Genomic DNA, 19,065 nt, shown 5'->3' on the forward strand with positions numbered 1-19,065 from the left:
ATTGTAAATATCTATGATGTTCCTTTTTATATTGTTTCATATTTAATTTAAAAAACAACAGTTTTATGAAACTTTGTTTCATGATATAATGATTATGGTGATAAAAATGAGTATAATGACACAATTAGAATTTGAACTTGACTTTTCCCATTCAGAAAAAGAAATTGCACACTATATTTTAAACGAAGGAGAAAAAGTATTAACTCTTTCTATTAAAGAACTTGCACAAAAAACCTATACCTCTCCAGCCACTATTGTTAGATTATGTCATAAATTAGGTCTTGAAGGGTACAGTGATTTTAAAATTAAATATTCAGCAGAATTACAATTTGACTTAGCACATACAAATCGGATTGATGTTAACTTTCCTTTTAGTAAAAATGACAGTGATTCGATGATTGTTCATAAATTAGCCAGTTTAAATCAAGAAGTAGTTGCTGAAACCATTCAGCTTATTGATTTTGACCAGTTACATCAAATTGTAGAACTACTTTATCATAATTATGATATTGATATTTATGGTACAGGTAATTCACTGCTTGCAGCTTTATCATTCCAACATAAAATGATGAGGATCCAAAGAAATGTTAATTTAAAAATGATTGCTGGTGAACAAGTATTTATGTCATACAATTCTAATCCAAATAAGGTAGCTATGATTATTTCATACTCTGGAGAAACAAATGAATTAATTAAGGTTGCTAAAATATTAAAGGATAAAAAAACACCTATTATTATTTTAACTTCAATAGGTGATAATCGTCTATCTCACTATGCAAACTACATATTAAATATCGGATCAAGAGAAAAAATCTTTACAAAAATTGCTCCTTTTGCATCACAAACATCTATGGAATATATTCTTAATGTTATCTTTTCTTGTATATTTAAAAAAGATTATGATAATAACATAAAAAATAAAATTAGCTATGATAAAGAAAATGACGTACGTCACCCTTTACATAGCCCTATCAATGATTTTGATGACTAAAACGGACCTTTACAGGTCCGTTTGTTTTATTATTCATCACCAAATGAAATACCAATAGCTTTTGCAGCTTTGACTAATTCTCCATGAGGATCAACATGTTTTTGTTGGCCAATTTTAGCAGCACCAATAACTTCTTCTAATGAAGTATATCCCATTTTATCTCCATTAATTGTAACAACATTACCAAACTTACCTTCATTGATAAGTTCTACAGCTGCTACACCATAGCGAATAGATAAAATACGATCATAAGCTGTAATATCACCACCACGAATAATATGTCCTGGATTTACAGAACGTACTTCATGATTAGGAATCACCTTTTCCAAATCATCAGCCACTTTTGCTGCTAAACCAGAATAGCGTACTGGATCTGGACTATCATCTACAATTTTACCAATAACTTTTGTACCGTCTGCATACTTAGCACCTTCTGCAACTGCAACAACTGTATAAGGCAATCCTTTTTCATCACGTTTTTTAATTGCTTTAGCGATATTTTCAATGGTAAAAGGAATTTCAGGAATTAAACAAACACCTGCGTTACCAGCAAGTCCTGCATATAAAGTAATCCAGCCAGCATCTCTTCCCATTAATTCACAACAGATAACTCGATGATGTGATTTTGCTGTTGTTTGTAAACGATCTATAAATTCAGTACCAACAGACATAGCTGAAATAAAGCCATAAGTTACATCTGTACTTGCTAAATCATTATCCATTGTTTTAGGTACACCAATAACATTTACACCTTTTCTTGAAAAATCTCTTGCACTTGTAAGTGTTCCATCTCCACCTAAGACTACAAGTACATCAACACCATCTTTTTTAAGATTTTCTACCCCCACATCAGAAACATCTTTTTTTACTTTTCCGCCATGACCATCATCAACTAAATAGTCAAATAAATTATCCTTATTAGAACTATATAAAATAGTTCCCCCTTCTTTATAAATATCTTCTACGCTTTCTTCAGTTAATTCAACATAATTATTATTATATAAACCTCTATATCCATAAACATAGCCAATCACTTCATAACCATATTTAGAAATTGCAGTTTTTGTAATTGTTCGAATAACTGCATTTAAACCCGGACAATCTCCTCCACCTGATAATAAGGCAATTCTCTTTACTTTTTTGTCCATACTAAGCACCTCCATAATATTAATTATAAATATTATGTTATAAAAAAACAATAAAAAAATGGTACCGTTTACATTATTTCGCTTATTTTTCAAAAATATAACAAAAAACGCCCCTATGGGCGCATTTTATTTATTGAATAGGTAATTCATATGTCGCTTTTGTTCCTGTAAAATCAAAATCAACAATAAATTTAACTTTAGAACTTTGTTGCTTTAATCCATAAGCTTCTTCACCCTCGCTTTTTGTTCCTTTAGGTGCTTGCTGTGGATATACATTTAAAGAAGCTGGATAACTTTCACATACATTTCCACCTTCATCAACAACCTTAAAATTTATACTTGAAAAATATACTTCATCATCATCATTTAAATTTTCATAAGAATATTTAATAATGATAACTTGCGCTGGATTAGATTCTTCAAATTCATTGCGTTCATCAGTTGCTTGAACAGAATCGACCGTAAATTTGACTAAATTCTTATTATTCTTTGTATAAGTAACAGTTTCTCCAGTCGTATATATTTTTTCTTTTTGCTTTTCTTCTGTTTTCTTTTGAGAACTTGTTTTTTTACTTACACTCGAAGAACTAGAACATGCACACATAGAAAGTGATAAAAGTAAAACCAGTATACTTTTTGCTAACTTTTTCATATTACCTATTTCCTTTCTGTATTTTTACATATGACACAATAGCTAAAATTAAATTTATTAAGCACCAGCTTGCCCAAATTGTAAGATCACCATAGCTCCCCGCTAAAGTAAATCCTAATACTGAAGCTAATAAAAATAAAACAATAAGTGCGATATTACCACCCTTTTTCTCACTGTTTCTCGTTACAATTGAAACAATTCCTCCTGCAAGCATAAAGACAGCGACAAATAACCCAGCACTACCTCCAACTTCACCATTTGCTGAAAGCGTGTTGGCAGTTCCTACAAGTGCTGATTGAAAAAATACAATTACACTTATAATAATAGATAAAATTCCTGCAACTAATTTCCATATTTTCATATTTTTCCCCTTCCCGTCTATTTCACTGATTCAGATTTTTCTATTATTTCATACAGATTACATAACTCATTAGTACCAAACTCTAAATCATTTAATATAGTAAACAATTGAGATTCTATACAAGTTAATTCTTCTTTTTCGCTTAATATTTTTAAATGATCTTTAATCCCATTAAATAATGAAGCAAGATATAAAATTTTTCCAGATACACTATATTGACTATATTCTTTGATATTCATCTGATCATCTCCTTTAATAGAAATAGACTACATCTATAATATAATCTCTTATAAAATAAAAAAGGTGCCCCCATGGGGCACACATTACATTAAAATAGTAAAAATAATAACAGCAAGTATAAAAATAATAAACATCATAACAAGCCAAGAAAGAATAATCATCAACATTCTTAGAAAACGATTTTGAACATGAATACCGGGCACATATTTCCATATTGATAGATAATTTGTTGCAAAAGAAATCGTAATGATGCTCATTGCAATAAGCATTAATCGATATAAAATACCATCATACGGTGTCATTGGATCAACCACATCAAATTCGACAATAACATAAGCAATTAAAATATAACAGATAAGTGCAATAATCATTTTCCATGGTTTATGACTTCTAAATCCTGGTAATGTATAACAACGTTTTTCTTCTTTGTTTTCTTGTGGTAAATGATGTTGGTGTAGATGGTTTAGTTTTGTTTGAACCTCTTTTATTGTTTGATAACGTGCTTGTGGATCCATTGCTATCATCTTTTTAATCAATAATTCCTCATAACCATGGTACTCACTTTCTTGAGGTAATTGACAAGTAAGTAAAACATGATATAGGACACCTAAAGAATAAATATCACTTCTTTCATCAGTTTGTAAAAAACCAAACTGTTCAGGAGAAGCATAACCCTTGCTTCCCAAATAAACTGTATCTCTTTTTTGACCTTCTTCATACTCTCTAGCAATATCAAAATCAAACAAATATACTTGTTTTCCATCATAAAAAATATTTTTAGGTTTAATGTCACGATGGATAATTTTAGGTGTTTGCTGATGTAAAACAGCTAATATGTCACATAATTGATTGATAATTTGAAAAGCTTCCTCGCTACTGAATTTACCATGATGATTTAAATAATCATATAATGTTTCACTTACAATATATTCCTCAATAATTTCTAACCATCCATCATTTTCTTGAATAGAATAAATACGTGGTATCCCCCGTATATTAATTTGTTGTAACTTATACCATAATTCTTTATTATAATTTCTTAATTCTTTTTTTATGTATATATTTCTTTTGTCTAATTCTCTAACCAAAGTAATTCTTTTAGTTGGTGTTTCTTTTATTATTTCTAATTCTAACGTTGTCATGCTTGTATCTCCTTATCAATTAGTATATCATATTTTAAGGTGATAATATGATTCTAACAGAAGAAATAGAAAATGCATTAAAAAATGAAACAGATATTGATGAATTATTAAAACAAATACATAATATGGATTTTTCACAATATATTCATTATTTATTAAAGAAATACAATTTAAAAGAAGCAGATATCATTAAAAAATCAGGATTAGAAAGAACTTATGGATATAAGATTATCAGGGGCGAAAAAGGTAAGAATGCAAAAGATAAAATTTATCGTTTAGCCCTTGCTATGGGACTATCACAAAAAGAAACAAGTCATCTTCTTTCTTTAAATAACGCAGGTGATTTATATGCCCTCAATGGTAGAGACTTAATTATGTTAAAAGGCTTATTAAAAAAACAAACAATAGAACAAGTTAATATTGAACTTTATGAAAAAGGGTTTGAACCTCTTAAAGACTAAAAGATTCCACAATATGTGGAATCTTTTTCTATAGATAATTTAAAAGTTTATACATAGGTAATCCGATAACATTTTCCAGATCACCATCAATGTTTTCTACAAACTGACTTGCTTTCCCTTGGATGGCATAAGCACCAGCTTTACCTTCCCATTCATTGGTATCTAGATAGTTTTCAATTTCCTCTTCAGATAATTTTTTAAATAATATATCAGTTGCATCACTAAAACTTGCTATATGTTGATCTTTAATAACACAAACCCCAGTAATGACAGTTTGTTTATGCCCAGATAACATTTGAAGCATTCTTTTTGCATCACTACGATCTTTAGGTTTTCCTAACATTTCTTGATTGAAAGTGACCATAGTATCAGCTGCAACAATAGTATGATGTGTATATTTTTCTTGTAAAGGTTTTGCTTTTTGAATAGCAATATTCTCTAAACGTTTGAAAAGTGTTAGATTTTCATCTAACACTTCATCAGTATCTACAAAATCAACAGAATAATTTAAATGATATTTTTCAAATAATTCTTTTCTTCTTGGCGAACTACTCGCAAGAATGATTTTACTTTGTTTCATCTTTCTTTTCTTCTTTTTTTATTGGTTTTGGCATTAATGCTTTACGAGATACATTGATTTTACCTTTATCATCAACTTTTGTCACTTTAACCTTTACAACATCACCAAGTTTAACAACATCTTTCATAGATGAAGTTCTTTCATGTGCCCAATCAGAGATATGTAAGAATCCATCTGTACCTTCAAATAAATTAACAAAGGCATAATTATCTTCTACACGCACAATTTTACCATCATAAACTTCACCGACTTCAGCACGTTTAACAATTTTAGTAATTAAATCAACTGCAATATCAATAGCTTCTTGATCACTATGGTAAATAACAACTGTACCATCTTGTTCAATATCAATTTTAACATCATGTGCTTTTTCAATAATTTCATTAATTGTTTCTCCACCACGACCAATAACATCTCTAATTTGATCTGGATGAATTTGCATTGTATAAACTTTAGGAGCATATTTAGATAATTGTTTACGAGGTTCAGCAATAGCCCCTAACATACAATCCATAATTTGAGCACGTCCAACTTTAGCTTGAGCTAACGCTTCTTTTAAAATTTCTTTTGTAATACCATCTATTTTAATATCCATTTGTAAAGCACAGATACCATTTTTAGTTCCGGCAACTTTAAAGTCCATATCACCTAAATGATCTTCCATACCTTGAATATCAGTTAAAATAGTATAATCGTCACCTTTTTTTACAAGTCCCATGGCAACCCCAGATACAGGATTAGAAATTGGTACCCCTGCAGCCATTAAAGCCATTGAAGATGCACAAATAGAAGCTTGTGAACTTGAACCATTTGATTCTAAAACTTCAGAAACAACTCGAATAGTATATGGGAATGATTTTTCATCAGGTATAACTTGAGCTAAGGCTCTTTCCCCTAATGCTCCATGTCCAATTTCACGACGACCTGGAGCACCCATTCTTCCTGTTTCACCTACACAATAAGGTGGGAAATTATAGTGATGCATAAATCTCTTTTGATCTTCAAGACCTAAACCATCTATTTTTTGAACTTCTCCCATTGCTCCTAAAGTACATACTGATAATACTTGAGTTTCCCCTCTTGTAAATAATGCAGAACCATGTACTCTAGGTAATAAATCAACTTGAGCATTTAAAGGACGAACTTCATCTACTTTTCTACCGTCTGGTCTTACTTTTTCTTCTGTAATTAAACGACGAACTTCATTTTTTTCTAAGTCATGTAAAATGATACCAACTTGTTTCATAACAGATGCTTTTGTATCTTCATCTGCATATTCTTTTTCATCATATTGTTTTGTTACACGATCCATGATTTCATCAATAGCAGCATATCTTTCTAATTTACCAGGAATAGATACAGCCGCTACCATTTCATCATTACACAAATCAGTAATTTCTTGAACTAGGCTTTCATCTAATTCAAATAAAGGAATTTCAATTTTTTCTTTTCCACACGCTTCAACAACTTGCTCTTGAAAAGCAATTAATTCTTTAATCTTTTCATGTCCAAACATTAAAGCATCTAACATTGTATCTTCATCTACTTCTTTTGCATCAGCTTCAACCATATTAATAGCATCTTTTGTTCCCGCAACTTCTAAGTTAATTAAACTTCTTTCCATTGCTTCAGGACCTGCATTAATTGTAAATTCACCATCAATTAAACCTACATTAACACCAGCAATAGGTCCATTAAATGGAATGTCTGAAATACAAAGTGCAAGTGAAGCCCCTAACATAGCAGCCATTTCTGGAGATGCATTTTGATCAACAGATAAAACTGTATTAACACATTGAACTTCATTTCTAAATCCATCAGCAAACAAAGGACGGATTGGTCTGTCAATCATTCTTGCTGTTAATGTTCCATGTTCGCTAGGACGACCTTCTCTTTTTAAAAATCCACCTGGAATTTTACCAACAGAATATAGTTTTTCTTCATATGTAACTGTTAAAGGAAAGAAATCAACATCTTTAGGTTCTTTACCAGCAACAGCAGTTGATAAAATAACGGTATCATTATATCTTACTAAAACACTACCATTAGCTTGTTTAGCTAATTCTCCAATTTCAACACTTAGATTTTTACCATAAAAATCCATACTAAACACTTGTTTACTCATTCATTTTCACCTCATTAAATTTCTGTTCTATTATAACACAGTTGTCAACATTACAAAACATTTTCTTACCTATTAGATGGAAATGACACAAATAAATGTTATAATAGAACATGAGGTGAATTTTATGAACGAAAAAGAATTAAAAAGTATTCAATATTATCAAGGTAAATTAGATAATGATCCTGCTTCATTTAATGAATATGAAGCAAATGATTATATGAAATTATTAAAAAACAATGATCAAAATGATGAGGCTATTGAAGTTGGTAAAACTTTTTTATCTATGTCCCCTCAGTTAAAAGGATACATTAATCAATACGGTTATGCTCTTTACAACAAATTTGTTAATATATCTGATGAACAAATTAAAGAAAAAGAAAGTCTTTTCTTTAGTATTGTTGAAGAAATATTAGACTTATGTAAACAAGAAAAATATTCTCCTGTAGAATCAACAGTCAATCGTGTTGTTAAATATGCTTTAAATCAAAATCCAGTTAACTATGAACTTGTCTTAAAAATGTATGATCAATTAAATCCTACTTTATTATCAGATAAACCTTACGTTAATGATGAAGGTCGAGAATTTGAATCACGTAAAGAAAGATATTATCGTCTATGTACTAGAGCAGCATTTGAATTAAAAGAATATCATCGCTGTGTTGAACTAGCAAATCAAGCTTTAGCTTTACAAATAAAATGGCATTATAATGCATTGCAATGGATTAAATATTATCGAGGATGTTCTCAATTAGAATTAAAAAATTATGAAGAAGCCAATCGTGAGTTTATTTCTTTACATAATCGTATTCGTGGTGTAAATTTCTACGAAGTTTTATACCGTATCCATGCTTCATTAAATGAAATAAAAAAAGCCAATACATATTTACTTTATGAATTTTTTGAAAACGGATATGATATTAAATACTTAGATTTATATAAACGTTTAAAAGAAGCAACAGACCAAACAAATAATGAATTGCTTATTCAAATTGTTGATTCATTTATCAAAAAACTTTCTGATGAAAATAACTTATCATGTGATTTAACAATCGCAAGTAAATATCAAAATCATTCTGCCAGTGATTTATATGATGAAATGTATAATCTTATTATGTCTCATCTAGATCAATATGTTGAGCGTTATAAAGGTCGTGTTATTCATTACAATGATCAAAATCAATATGGTAGTCTTTCATCAAAAGATGAACCTATCTTCTTTAGACAAGCAGATTACATTTATGATGAAGATGTACAAAGACATGATGAAGTCAAATATACTATCATTCCTACATACGACAGTAAAAAACAACGTTTAACATACAAAGCTATTTTAATTCAACTAGATGAAAGTGACTATGATTTCATTAATCATTAAGAGACTTCGGTCTCTTTTTTTTAAGCCCAAAAAAGATAATAAAAAAGCCATACATTATAATGGAGGGATTCAATGAAAGAACTATTTGTAAGCTATCCTTATCTATTTGTCTTTGTTATGGCTTTTTTTAACTGGTTTATGACATTTTTAGGATCAACTATTGTTTTTTTTATAAAAAAAGAAAGCCAAAAATTAGTCAGTATCTCTTTAGGAAGTGCTGCTGGCATTATGGTCGCTGCTTCTTTTTTTTCGCTTATTTTACCAGCAATCAATGAGTTAGATAATAAACCTACTTACTTTCTTCTTATTATTCCCCTTGGATTTTTACTAGGTGGCTTATTTTTAAGACTGTGTGATTTATTATTGCCTCATGAACATCTTATATCCCATCATCAAGAAGGCTTAAAAGATTCTCATTTATCAAAAACAAATTTATTAATGTTGGCAATGACACTTCATAATATTCCTGAAGGTCTAGCAGTTGGTGTTGCTTTTGCTGGTAATGGTCAACAATTATTAAGTGCTATTATTTTATCAATTGGTATTGGCATTCAAAATTTTCCTGAAGGTATGGCTATTTCTTTACCTATGCATCAATGTGGTATTTCTAAAAGCAAATCATTATTTTATGGACAACTTTCTGCGCTGGTGGAAATACCCAGTGCATTAATCGGTTATAGCTTTGCGAAAATGATGGGAACTATTCTTCCTTTTGCTTTATCTTTTGCTGCGGGAGCCATGATTTTTGTATGTATTGAAGAACTCATCCCCGAAGCCAATGCAACTAAAGAAATTGATGTCGGAACAATGAGTTTTATGGTGGGTTTTATTATCATGATGACTCTTGATATTTGTCTTGGATAATATTGACAAAAAGTATAGATTCTCGTATCATAAATATATCTTAAAAACAAAAAAACGATGAAATGAAATAGTATTTTTCTTTGAGGCACTAGAGACATTGTGGGTGGTGCAAACAATGCGCATAAAGAAAAAGAATTCACCATGGAGTTGAAAAGTTGATAAGGCTTTTTCGGTTGATCCGTTATCTCGCATACACAACTGCCAGTATGGTAATTGAGGTGGTATAGCGACAACTCGCCCTCTTAGGTGAGTTTTTTTGTTTATAGATGAGGGAGGAAAAATAATGAAAAAAATTTCTGCATTACTTATTGCATGTATGCTTGTTTTAACAGGATGTAATTCTGCAAGTGAAACAGGACAAGCAAAAGATTTATCAAAAGCAAAAATTGGTGTTGTTCAATTAATGCAACACGATGCCTTAGATGCGTCATATGAAGGTTTCAAAGAAGTTTTAGTTAAAGCCGGTGTTAAAGAATCTAACATTGATTACCAAGTTGCGGGTGATCAGTCAAACTGTACAACTGTTGCAGATAAACTTGTCAATGGTGGTAACGATTTAATCTATGCTATCGCTACACCAGCACTTCAAGCTGCAGCATCAGCTACAAGTGATTTACCAATCGTTGGATGTGCTGTCACTGATTATCAAAGTACAAAACTTGTTAAAAGCAATAAAACACCAGGTGGAAATGTGACAGGTGCAAGTGATTTAACACCAATTAATGAACAATTTGATTTAATGAGTAAATTATTACCTAATACTAAAAAAGTAGCTATTATGTATTGTGGTAGTGAAGACAACTCTATTTATCAAGGAAAAATTGCCCAACAGGCAGCTAAGAAAAAGGGATACCAATATAAAATTTATAAAGTATCTGATTCAAATGATATTCAAGCTGTAACAAGTCAAATTGTTAATGATAAAATGGATGTAGTCTATATTCCAACAGATAATTTACTAGCTACGTATATGAGCAGTGTTGAAGCTGTTACATCTCCTGCTAAAATTCCTTGTATTGTTGGTGAAGAAGGAATGACAAGAGCTGGAGGTCTTGCTACTTATGGTATCAATTATAAAAACTTAGGAAAACTTGCAGGAAAACAAGCTTTAAATATTTTAAAAGGTAAAAAGACTGCTAGTAATACTGCTATTGCTAAATTAAAAGTGAATGAATGTACAATGATTATTAATTTAAAAGTTGCACAAAAATGTGGTATTAACATCAATAAAGATGATTATCCAAATGCAACATTTGTTGAATAGGAGTTAAAAATGGGATTATTTTATACTTACTTAGGTGCCGTTGATTTAGGTTTAATATGGGGCTTTTTAGCTTTAGGTGTCTATATTACTTTTCGTTTATTAGATATTGCTGATTTAACAGTAGATGGATCATTTGCAACAGGTGGTGCCATTTGTGCCGTTTGTGTATTGCACGGGGTTCATCCCCTACTGGCTATTGTAGCAGCGATTATTTCAGGATTTATTGCTGGAGCTATTACAGGTATTTTACATACAAAATGTAAAATACCAGCTATCTTAGCAGGAATATTGACACAAATTGGTCTTTATTCAATCAATCTTAGAATTATGTCTGGTAGAGCTAATTTACCACTTACAACTGCAAATACATTATTTACAGATTTATCATTATCATTACAAATCAATAAATATTACATCGCCCTTATTATTTCACTTATATTTGTGATTATTTTTATTGGTTTACTTTATTGGTTCTTTGGAACTGAAATCGGTTCATCAATTCGTGCTACCGGAAATAACGAACAAATGGCCAGAGCTCTTGGAATTAATACTGATACCATGAAATTATTAGGTTTAATGATTTCTAATGGTCTAGTCGGTCTTTCAGGTGGACTTTATGCTTTATATGGACAAGCAACAGATGTACGTGTTGGAACAGGTGCTATCGTCATTGCTTTAGCTTCAATTGTTATTGGAGAAGTTATTTTCAGTGGTAAAAAAGGCGGGTTTTGTTTACGCTTAGTGTCGATTGTTATTGGATCGATTATCTATCGTGTGATTGTAGCTGTTGTTTTACAATTAGGTTTAAACACTGATGATTTAAAATTATTAACAGCGATTATTGTTGCAATTGCGCTGACTATTCCAATTATGATATCAAAAAGAAAGCAAGTCAGTCTTTACAAAAAATTAACAGGAAAGGAGTTGGATTAAATGCTTAAACTAGAACATGTAAGTAAAACATTCAATGCTGGTACTGTTAATGAAAAGAAAGTATTAGATGATATTAATTTAGAGCTAAATGAAGGAGATTTTGTTACCATCATAGGTGGAAATGGTGCTGGTAAATCCACATTATTAAATCTTATTTCTGGACTCCATCCATTAGATTGTGGAACAATCATCCTTGATCAAGAAAATATTTCTCTACAGCCAGAATATCAGCGTGCAAAAAAAATTGGTCGTTTATTTCAAGATCCAATGCTTGGAACTGCTGGTGATATGCAAATCATCGAAAACTTAGCACTTGCTAAAAGACGTGGTCAACACCGTGGTTTAGCATGGGGTGTAGACAAAAAAGAAAAAGAAGAATATTATCAATTAGTTAAAACTTTAGGATTAGGTCTTGAAGATCGTTTAACAAGTAAAGTAGGTTTACTTTCCGGTGGACAAAGACAAGCTTTAACACTATTAATGGCTACTTTACAAAAGCCAAAACTTTTACTTTTAGATGAACATACTGCAGCACTTGATCCAGCCACTTCTTCAAAAGTATTAACTTTAACTAAGGATATTATTGCTAAACAAAATCTAACAGCGTTAATGGTTACTCATAATATGAAAGACGCTATTGAAGTGGGTAATCGTCTTATCATGATGTATAACGGTCATATTATCTATGATGTAAAAGGACAAGAAAAACAGCAATTGACAGTTGAAGACTTATTACACAAATTTGAGGAAGCAAGTGGTGAAGAATTCACTAATGATCGTATGTTACTTGGATAGAACAGTTTAAACTGTTCTATTTTTTTATAATATAAAGCCCCTCCTTTTCTAAAATACAATAAAAAACTTCTTCAAATGTATAGATATGATGTTTCGTAAGTTCATCCCTCAACCATAAAATATCTTTATTAATTAAATGTAATGCTTCTTCATTTACTGTCCCATCACTAATCAGCGTATCTGGTAATAATACATCACATTCATCTTTTTTTATGATTGATAAAGAACCATTTGTTTCTAAAATAGCATAAGCCACTTTAGAAACACTATCAATATCATGTACTCTTAAATGATGTGATAAATCATCTACACTATATCTCAGTTTCTTCATATTTTGATATTGAATTTTACCATTTAAAATAATATAACATGGTCTTCCTTCAAAGATATCTCTTAAATTTTTAGACTTCATTGTCATAAATGATTCTAAACGATCTAATATAATTAAGGTTACTGTGGCAATAACACTATCATATAATGTCATATTTTTAGTGTCTAACCCCATTGTCATAATTTCTGATATGATTAAAAAAACAACAAAATCAAAGACATTTAATTGGCTAAATTCTTTTTTTCCAAATAATCTAAGTAATATAGTTAAATATACATAAATAAAAAAACTTACAAAAATGGTATGAAACATAGCTTCTCCGTTCTAATCACTGTTTTTTTTAATAAAGTATACTATGGAGGTTATTATGAAAAAACAGTTTATTCCCTATATAAAAGTATTTCTTTTTATTCTTATTTCTTATTTATTATCTAGTCTTATTATTGCTGGTGCGATGTCTCTTATTCAATTTTCTTACCATTCATATCATCTTTTAATTTGTATGATAAGCTACTTAATCATCATTAGTGCTAGTTTTATCTTTTTTAAATTAAATAAAGAAAAAGCACTAATCAATGCAAGCATTTTTGCATTAATATATGCTTTATTATTAAGTATATTATTTATTCAACATTGGCATCTTTCATTACTTTTAAAACCGCTTTTATTTTTATTTTTAAATATTATTCTTATTTATGCAAAGAAAAAACAACATTAAAAATGTTGTTTATTGTTTAAATTCAATATCAATGATTTTTACATCATAAGCATTAGCAACCCCAACAGTTACAATTTCATTAATACCATGACCTATAACTGCTTTAGCAAGTGGGGATTCATTAGAAATTTTTCCATTTACAGGATCAGTTTCAAAAGAACCTACAATTGTATATGTTTCTGGTTCAGCATCTTTTTCAGATAAATCTAATAAAGTAACTGTTGTACCAGGTTTAACAATATTTAAATCCATTTGTTCTTCAGAAATGATTTCTGCATTTTGAAGCATATATTCAATTTCTTTAATTCTTTGTTCTAATTGTGCTTGTTTATCTCTAGCTGAATCATAATCAGCATTTTCAGATAAGTCACCTTGTGAACGAGCTAATTGTAATTCTTCGATAACTTTAGGTCTTTCTACATTAATTAAGTTATCTCTTTCTTGTTGAAGTTTTTCAACACCGCTTTTCGTAAGCAATACTTTATCTTGTTCCATAATGTCACCTCGTAGTTAATAATATAACATAATCATATATAAATATCTAGTATTATTGATGAATAACACTTGTAATTTTTGTAATCAATAAATCAATAGCCACTTGGTTTTCGCCACCTTCTGGAATAATAAGATGAGCATATTTTTTTGATGGTTCAACAAATTGATTATGCATTTCCCTCACTGTTGTAAGATATTGTTGATACACTGATTGTAAGCTTCGTCCGCGTTCTTCCATATCACGTTTCAAACGTCTCATAAAGCGAATATCACTATCTGTGTCAACATAAATCAAAATATCGCATAAGTCTCTAATAGTTGGTTCATACAAAACAAATAAACCCTCTAAAATAATAACATCTCTTGGTGTAATCGTTTCTGTTTCAAGACTACGATTATGTTCTTTAAAATCATATATAGGTTTACTAATTGATTTCCCTTCTTTTAATAATTTTAAATGTTCAACTAATAATGATGTATCAAATGCTAAGGGATGATCATAATTGGTAAGCACTCTTTTTTCCATTGGTAAGTATGTTTGATCTTTATAATAATCATCTTGCTTGATGATACATGTAGTTTGTGTTTCTTTAAAATGTTCGTATATTGCATGAGCAATGGATGTTTTTCCTGAAGCACTTCCTCCTGCAATTCCTATAATAATTGGTTTTTTCATAATGTCACCTTTCTTCCCATATCATGTATTTCTAATGGATAATCAATATCAATAAATAATATTTCCATTGGATGATTAGCCACTTCAATTGGTTCATGATTTTCATTATATAATCCCGATATTTCAAAAATCACATTGTCATGGTGAGGTGAAAAGAATTCAACTTGATCACCCTTTTTAAAATAATTTCTTTGTTCAATCATGGCTTGTTTTGTATTTGAATCATAATCTAAAACTCGAATACAAAAATCTTGTGTTGGATGTTCATCACGATGATCGTATAGCTGATACTGACTATTTGGCATTTCCTTAAAAAATCCGGTACATACAGCACGATTTGCTGCCTTTAATAATTCATTCATGTATTTTTCACTCATAACAAAATGATCTGGATCCTGACAATAATCATCGATAAATTTACGATATGTTGAAACGACTGTTGCAATGTAATGCAATGATTTCATACGTCCTTCTATTTTAAAAGAATCAATTCCAAGTTCAATTAACTGCGGAATATGATTAACTAAAGCCATATCTTTAGAAGACATACTAAAAGGAATCTTATCATTAATTTGTTGATTATCTTTAAATAAATCATAATTCCAACGACATGATTGTGAACATCCACCTCTATTAGCATCACGTCTTGAAAAATAATTTGATAACATACAACGCCCTGAATAATGAATACACATTGCTCCATGAATAAAATATTCTAAATCAATATCTGTTTTCTTTCTAATTTGATCTAAATCCTGATAAGAAACTTCGCGTCCTAAAACCACACGATCCATTTTTATTCTTTCAAATAGTGCTATTGCTTCACTATTAAGAGAAGATAACTGGGTAGAAACATGTACTTCTAATTTAAGATTAAGTTTCTTAGCAATCATCATAATATACGGATCAGCAACAATAATCGCTGTTACACCAATTTCATCTAATTTCTTTAAGTAATTTTCAATTCCTTCTAGATTATCCTCATGTAGAATAATATTACAAGTAACGTGTATGTGAGCATCATGATTACGAGCAAATTCTACAGCTTCTTTAATATCTTCAAGTGAAAAATTAGAAGCACTGGAACGTAATGAAAACTCTTTACCACCAACAAAAACAGCATCAGCCCCATACAAAATTGCTACCTTTAATTTTTCAAGATTTCCTGCCGGTGCCAATAATTCTGGCTTTTTTATAATAACACGCTTACCATCAACAACTTTACTTACTTCTCTCATTTTCTTCTCTTTTCCTTACATCTGAAATTTTATATACTGTTGAGTCAAATAAAAAACTATGATAATACTGAACATTTGGTGTAAGCTGATGTAAAAGTCTTGTCAGTTCAATAGATTCTTTTGAATAGTTTCCTTTATTTATTGATTCAATAGCTTGAACATATAAATGAACAACCTCTAATAAAGTCATCTTTTCTAGATATTGACCATCAATAAATAAATAATCAAAACATGTAAAATGATTTAAAACATCTAACGTATAGATTTGGGGCTCACTCAATATATGACAACCAAACTTATCTTGATAAATATGACATTTTTGATCAACTTGATTAGCTTGGATATAAAGATTTGCATCTTTATCATCAGGAAAATCTAAACCTGTTATTTCTTTATAATTACTAAGTAATGGTCTTTTAGAGTAGGCCATATATTCAACGCCATGTGCCTGTACCATTGTTTTTAAAGAAACATTTTCAGCAATTTTTTTCTTTTCTTCTAAAGGAATTTCTCTCGCTAAAAAAGCACCATCAACACCTAATGTTTTTAAAAAATTAATCGTTTGATGATTTGTATTCAAAGTATCTGGAGCATAAATCTTTTCAAATCCATAATGACAATCTAAACAAATATTTAAGACACCATAATCTTGATATAAAATACCATCAATTCCAATCTTATTAAGTTTAGACAAGTGTATTTTCAATGCTTCTACATTGTGTTCTTCAATTAAAGCATTCACTAATACAAATAAATGGATATGCGGATATTTCCCTTTTAATTGTTCTAATTCATCATATTCTAAATTAATTGCTTGTCTGCAAGAAAAATAAGGTGTTCCAACAACAAAATCATTGACATCCATCTCAATATAATCATATAGATAATCAATACTATTTAAATTTACAATTAATTTCATTTCTATTCCTTTCTTTTAATGACACAAATACCATCACCAACTTGGTAATACTCAACATCATAATCATCATGATTAAAAATCCAATCTTTAAATCTTTTTATTTTCTTTACAAGTTGTTTTGTATTTCTGTTTTTTATATGTTCAATATCAAAAATCATACCGTGAAAATCTAAATTATCCACAATACAAATCCCATCTTGTTTAACTAACGGCATATATTTTTCAAAAAATTTTTGATATTGGGCTTTAGCCGCGTCAATAAATAAGCAATCAAACTGTTTTATTTTTAATTCTTGAAGATTTAAATCTAATGCATCATGATGATGCAAATAAATTTTGTCTTGTAATTGATGCTGTGTGACATTATTAACAGCTTCTTCATAACGTTCTTGATCTAATTCAATTGTTTCAACTTTAAAATCAGTTATATTACTTACCATCATCATAGCAGAATATCCTATTGCACTTCCTATTTCTAGACAAGTATGACAATGATATTGATTAAAAATATGTATCATTGTTTCAAGCCCTTCTTTTTGCATGACTGGTATATTTCTTTGTAAAGCATTTTTTTCTATTTCATTAAAATATTTCATATTAGTACCACTTATTTTCATTTATATTTTTTTGATGTTCATCATAGTCTTTAGCATAAATAGTCTTTGAATCCTTTGTTGCAAAGAAAAAATAATAATCATTCTTTTGATAATTTAATAATGACTGAATCGTTTTAGGTGATAGAGAACAAATTGGTCCTATTGGTAACCCTTCATATAAATAAGTATTATATTTTGAATCAGTATTTAAATCTTTATAAGTAACTGCTATTTTGGTTACCTGATTAGCATAATTGACAGTTGTATCACATTGTAATTTCATTGGTTTATTTAAACGATTTATTAAAATTCCTGCTATAATTTGTTGATCTTTTTTAGATGATGGAGACTCTTTTTGCACAATTGACGCTAAAGTTAAAAATTGATGTATTGTATATTGATGATTACCATCAGTAAAACTATTTATTTGTTTTTTAAAAGGTGATAGTTTTTTATTTGTTTGTTGCAACATCAGTTGTGTAATACCATCTATTGTCATTTCTGATTTTGTTAGTTGGTAAGTATCAGGCCATAAATATCCTTCTAATGGAAAATAAATATCATTGCTTAATATTTCATCAGATAAAAACCAATACTTATTAATAAGTTGCTTTAAATAAGTTTTATCTTCCCATTTTGCTAAAATATCAGCCTCATTTAGTTTGGTTACTTTAGCAATAGCACTTGCATAATCAGGAACTGTTTGACCATCTACAACCGTAAATTTAACAGTTGAAATATATTGTGCTGGTGCTTTTTCAATAATTGTAAGTTGTTCTTTTAAATTCATATTTTTATTTAAAAGGTATGTGTTACTTTTGAATTGAAAATGATTCATTTTTAAATATAACTTAGCCATCATTTGACTATTAATTAACCCTTTTTTATTTAATATATTAATAACTTCTGTTCCCGAACTTCCATGAGGAATTTCAACAACAACTTGTTTACTTTTAGATGATGTTGCCCCAATACCATGAAAATACATGCCCAAAAAACCTAAAGCCGCTACAACACAAATAAATATTGAAATAATCAATATTCTTACCCTTCTATTTAAACCTTTTAACGTATTCATAAAACCCTCCATTTGGTATTATTATAAGTTATTTTTAGATTAGATTCAACAAATCCAACCAAAAGAAAAAGGCATATCATGCC

Annotated in this window: 22 protein-coding genes and 1 other annotated feature; of the genes, 8 read left to right on the forward strand and 14 right to left on the reverse strand. The window is 29.6% G+C overall.

All coding sequences use genetic code 11. The annotated features are described in order from the left end of the window. Positions 1-106 precede the first annotated feature (106 nt). Positions 107-991: a MurR/RpiR family transcriptional regulator gene (locus DWZ53_RS02820; protein ID WP_118431803.1), complete on the forward strand. Its 885-nt coding sequence runs from the start codon at positions 107-109 to the stop codon at positions 989-991. Between the two features lie 29 nt (positions 992-1,020). Here DWZ53_RS02820 and DWZ53_RS02825 read toward each other — a convergent pair whose 3' ends face one another. The 5 genes from DWZ53_RS02825 to DWZ53_RS02845 all read right to left on the reverse strand — a co-directional run bounded on the left by DWZ53_RS02825 (position 1,021) and on the right by DWZ53_RS02845 (position 4,534). Continuing rightward, positions 1,021-2,139, reverse strand: coding sequence for a 6-phosphofructokinase (locus DWZ53_RS02825; RefSeq protein WP_118431805.1), 1,119 nt, complete (start codon positions 2,137-2,139; stop codon positions 1,021-1,023). A 130-nt stretch (positions 2,140-2,269) separates the two neighbouring features. Next, a complete protein-coding gene (locus DWZ53_RS02830) occupies positions 2,270-2,791 on the reverse strand; it encodes a hypothetical protein (RefSeq protein ID WP_118431807.1) in 522 nt (173 codons plus the stop codon). Between the two features lies 1 nt (position 2,792). Then, positions 2,793-3,152, reverse strand: a complete 360-nt coding sequence (locus DWZ53_RS02835) for a hypothetical protein (protein WP_118431809.1) — start codon at positions 3,150-3,152, stop codon at positions 2,793-2,795. A gap of 17 nt (positions 3,153-3,169) precedes the next feature. Next, positions 3,170-3,391, reverse strand: a complete 222-nt coding sequence (locus tag DWZ53_RS02840; protein ID WP_118431811.1) for a hypothetical protein — start codon at positions 3,389-3,391, stop codon at positions 3,170-3,172. A gap of 84 nt (positions 3,392-3,475) precedes the next feature. Further along, on the reverse strand, positions 3,476-4,534 hold the full coding sequence (locus tag DWZ53_RS02845; RefSeq protein ID WP_118431813.1) for a protein kinase: 1,059 nt from the start codon (positions 4,532-4,534) through the stop codon (positions 3,476-3,478). A gap of 47 nt (positions 4,535-4,581) precedes the next feature. Here DWZ53_RS02845 and DWZ53_RS02850 point away from each other — a divergent pair, with 47 nt between their 5' ends. Next, entirely contained in the window at positions 4,582-4,995 is a 414-nt protein-coding gene (locus tag DWZ53_RS02850; protein ID WP_118431815.1) for a hypothetical protein, read from the forward strand. A gap of 28 nt (positions 4,996-5,023) precedes the next feature. On the opposite strand, the gene DWZ53_RS02855 is transcribed toward DWZ53_RS02850, so the two are convergent. After that, positions 5,024-5,575: a nucleoside triphosphate pyrophosphatase gene (locus DWZ53_RS02855; protein WP_118431817.1), complete on the reverse strand. Its 552-nt coding sequence runs from the start codon at positions 5,573-5,575 to the stop codon at positions 5,024-5,026. Continuing rightward, positions 5,562-7,700, reverse strand: coding sequence for a polyribonucleotide nucleotidyltransferase (gene pnp, locus DWZ53_RS02860; RefSeq protein ID WP_118431819.1), 2,139 nt, complete (start codon positions 7,698-7,700; stop codon positions 5,562-5,564). Before pnp ends, DWZ53_RS02855 begins: the two co-directional genes overlap by 14 nt. 124 nt (positions 7,701-7,824) lie before the next feature. On the opposite strand from pnp, the gene DWZ53_RS02865 reads away from it, so the two are divergent. The 5 genes from DWZ53_RS02865 to DWZ53_RS02885 all read left to right on the forward strand — a co-directional run bounded on the left by DWZ53_RS02865 (position 7,825) and on the right by DWZ53_RS02885 (position 12,931). Beyond that, on the forward strand, positions 7,825-9,075 hold the full coding sequence (locus tag DWZ53_RS02865) for a hypothetical protein (protein ID WP_118431821.1): 1,251 nt from the start codon (positions 7,825-7,827) through the stop codon (positions 9,073-9,075). Positions 9,076-9,147: 72 nt separating this feature from the next. Continuing rightward, complete coding sequence (locus tag DWZ53_RS02870; RefSeq protein WP_118431823.1) at positions 9,148-9,939, forward strand: ZIP family metal transporter; 792 nt, start codon at positions 9,148-9,150, stop codon at positions 9,937-9,939. Positions 9,940-9,987: 48 nt separating this feature from the next. Then, positions 9,988-10,184, forward strand: a binding site (T-box leader). A 38-nt stretch (positions 10,185-10,222) separates the two neighbouring features. Further along, a complete protein-coding gene (locus DWZ53_RS02875) occupies positions 10,223-11,203 on the forward strand; it encodes an ABC transporter substrate-binding protein (RefSeq protein WP_118431825.1) in 981 nt (326 codons plus the stop codon). Between the two features lie 9 nt (positions 11,204-11,212). Beyond that, positions 11,213-12,136, forward strand: a complete 924-nt coding sequence (locus DWZ53_RS02880; protein WP_118431827.1) for an ABC transporter permease — start codon at positions 11,213-11,215, stop codon at positions 12,134-12,136. Next, positions 12,137-12,931: an ABC transporter ATP-binding protein gene (locus DWZ53_RS02885; RefSeq protein WP_118431828.1), complete on the forward strand. Its 795-nt coding sequence runs from the start codon at positions 12,137-12,139 to the stop codon at positions 12,929-12,931. It abuts the gene before it with no gap. A 16-nt stretch (positions 12,932-12,947) separates the two neighbouring features. Here the strand turns inward: DWZ53_RS02885 and DWZ53_RS02890 are convergent, their stop codons facing one another. Beyond that, positions 12,948-13,574 (reverse strand): DUF421 domain-containing protein, encoded by a 627-nt coding sequence (locus DWZ53_RS02890; protein WP_118431830.1) that lies wholly within the window; start codon positions 13,572-13,574, stop codon positions 12,948-12,950. A gap of 55 nt (positions 13,575-13,629) precedes the next feature. On the opposite strand from DWZ53_RS02890, the gene DWZ53_RS02895 reads away from it, so the two are divergent. Further along, positions 13,630-13,980 (forward strand): hypothetical protein, encoded by a 351-nt coding sequence (locus DWZ53_RS02895; RefSeq protein WP_118431832.1) that lies wholly within the window; start codon positions 13,630-13,632, stop codon positions 13,978-13,980. A 9-nt stretch (positions 13,981-13,989) separates the two neighbouring features. Here DWZ53_RS02895 and greA read toward each other — a convergent pair whose 3' ends face one another. Genes greA through mltG form a run of 6 tightly spaced genes read right to left on the reverse strand, consistent with a single transcriptional unit; the run spans position 13,990 to position 18,982 of the window. Further along, positions 13,990-14,475 carry a transcription elongation factor GreA gene (gene greA, locus DWZ53_RS02900; protein ID WP_118431834.1) on the reverse strand — a complete coding sequence of 162 codons (486 nt, stop codon included), beginning with the start codon at positions 14,473-14,475 and terminating at the stop codon, positions 13,990-13,992. Positions 14,476-14,527: 52 nt separating this feature from the next. Beyond that, positions 14,528-15,151, reverse strand: a complete 624-nt coding sequence (udk, locus tag DWZ53_RS02905; RefSeq protein WP_118431835.1) for a uridine kinase — start codon at positions 15,149-15,151, stop codon at positions 14,528-14,530. After that, positions 15,148-16,389 (reverse strand): U32 family peptidase, encoded by a 1,242-nt coding sequence (locus DWZ53_RS02910; RefSeq protein WP_118431837.1) that lies wholly within the window; start codon positions 16,387-16,389, stop codon positions 15,148-15,150. Before DWZ53_RS02910 ends, udk begins: the two co-directional genes overlap by 4 nt. Then, on the reverse strand, positions 16,373-17,308 hold the full coding sequence (locus DWZ53_RS02915) for a peptidase U32 family protein (protein WP_118431839.1): 936 nt from the start codon (positions 17,306-17,308) through the stop codon (positions 16,373-16,375). Before DWZ53_RS02915 ends, DWZ53_RS02910 begins: the two co-directional genes overlap by 17 nt. 2 nt (positions 17,309-17,310) lie before the next feature. Continuing rightward, positions 17,311-17,904 (reverse strand): O-methyltransferase, encoded by a 594-nt coding sequence (locus tag DWZ53_RS02920; protein WP_118431841.1) that lies wholly within the window; start codon positions 17,902-17,904, stop codon positions 17,311-17,313. A gap of 1 nt (position 17,905) precedes the next feature. Beyond that, a complete protein-coding gene (mltG, locus tag DWZ53_RS02925) occupies positions 17,906-18,982 on the reverse strand; it encodes an endolytic transglycosylase MltG (protein WP_158568166.1) in 1,077 nt (358 codons plus the stop codon). Between the last annotated feature and the right edge of the window lie 83 nt (positions 18,983-19,065).

It is taken from the genome of Coprobacillus sp. AF33-1AC (assembly GCF_003475785.1).
Lineage (GTDB): Bacteria > Bacillota_I > Bacilli_A > Erysipelotrichales > Coprobacillaceae > Faecalibacillus.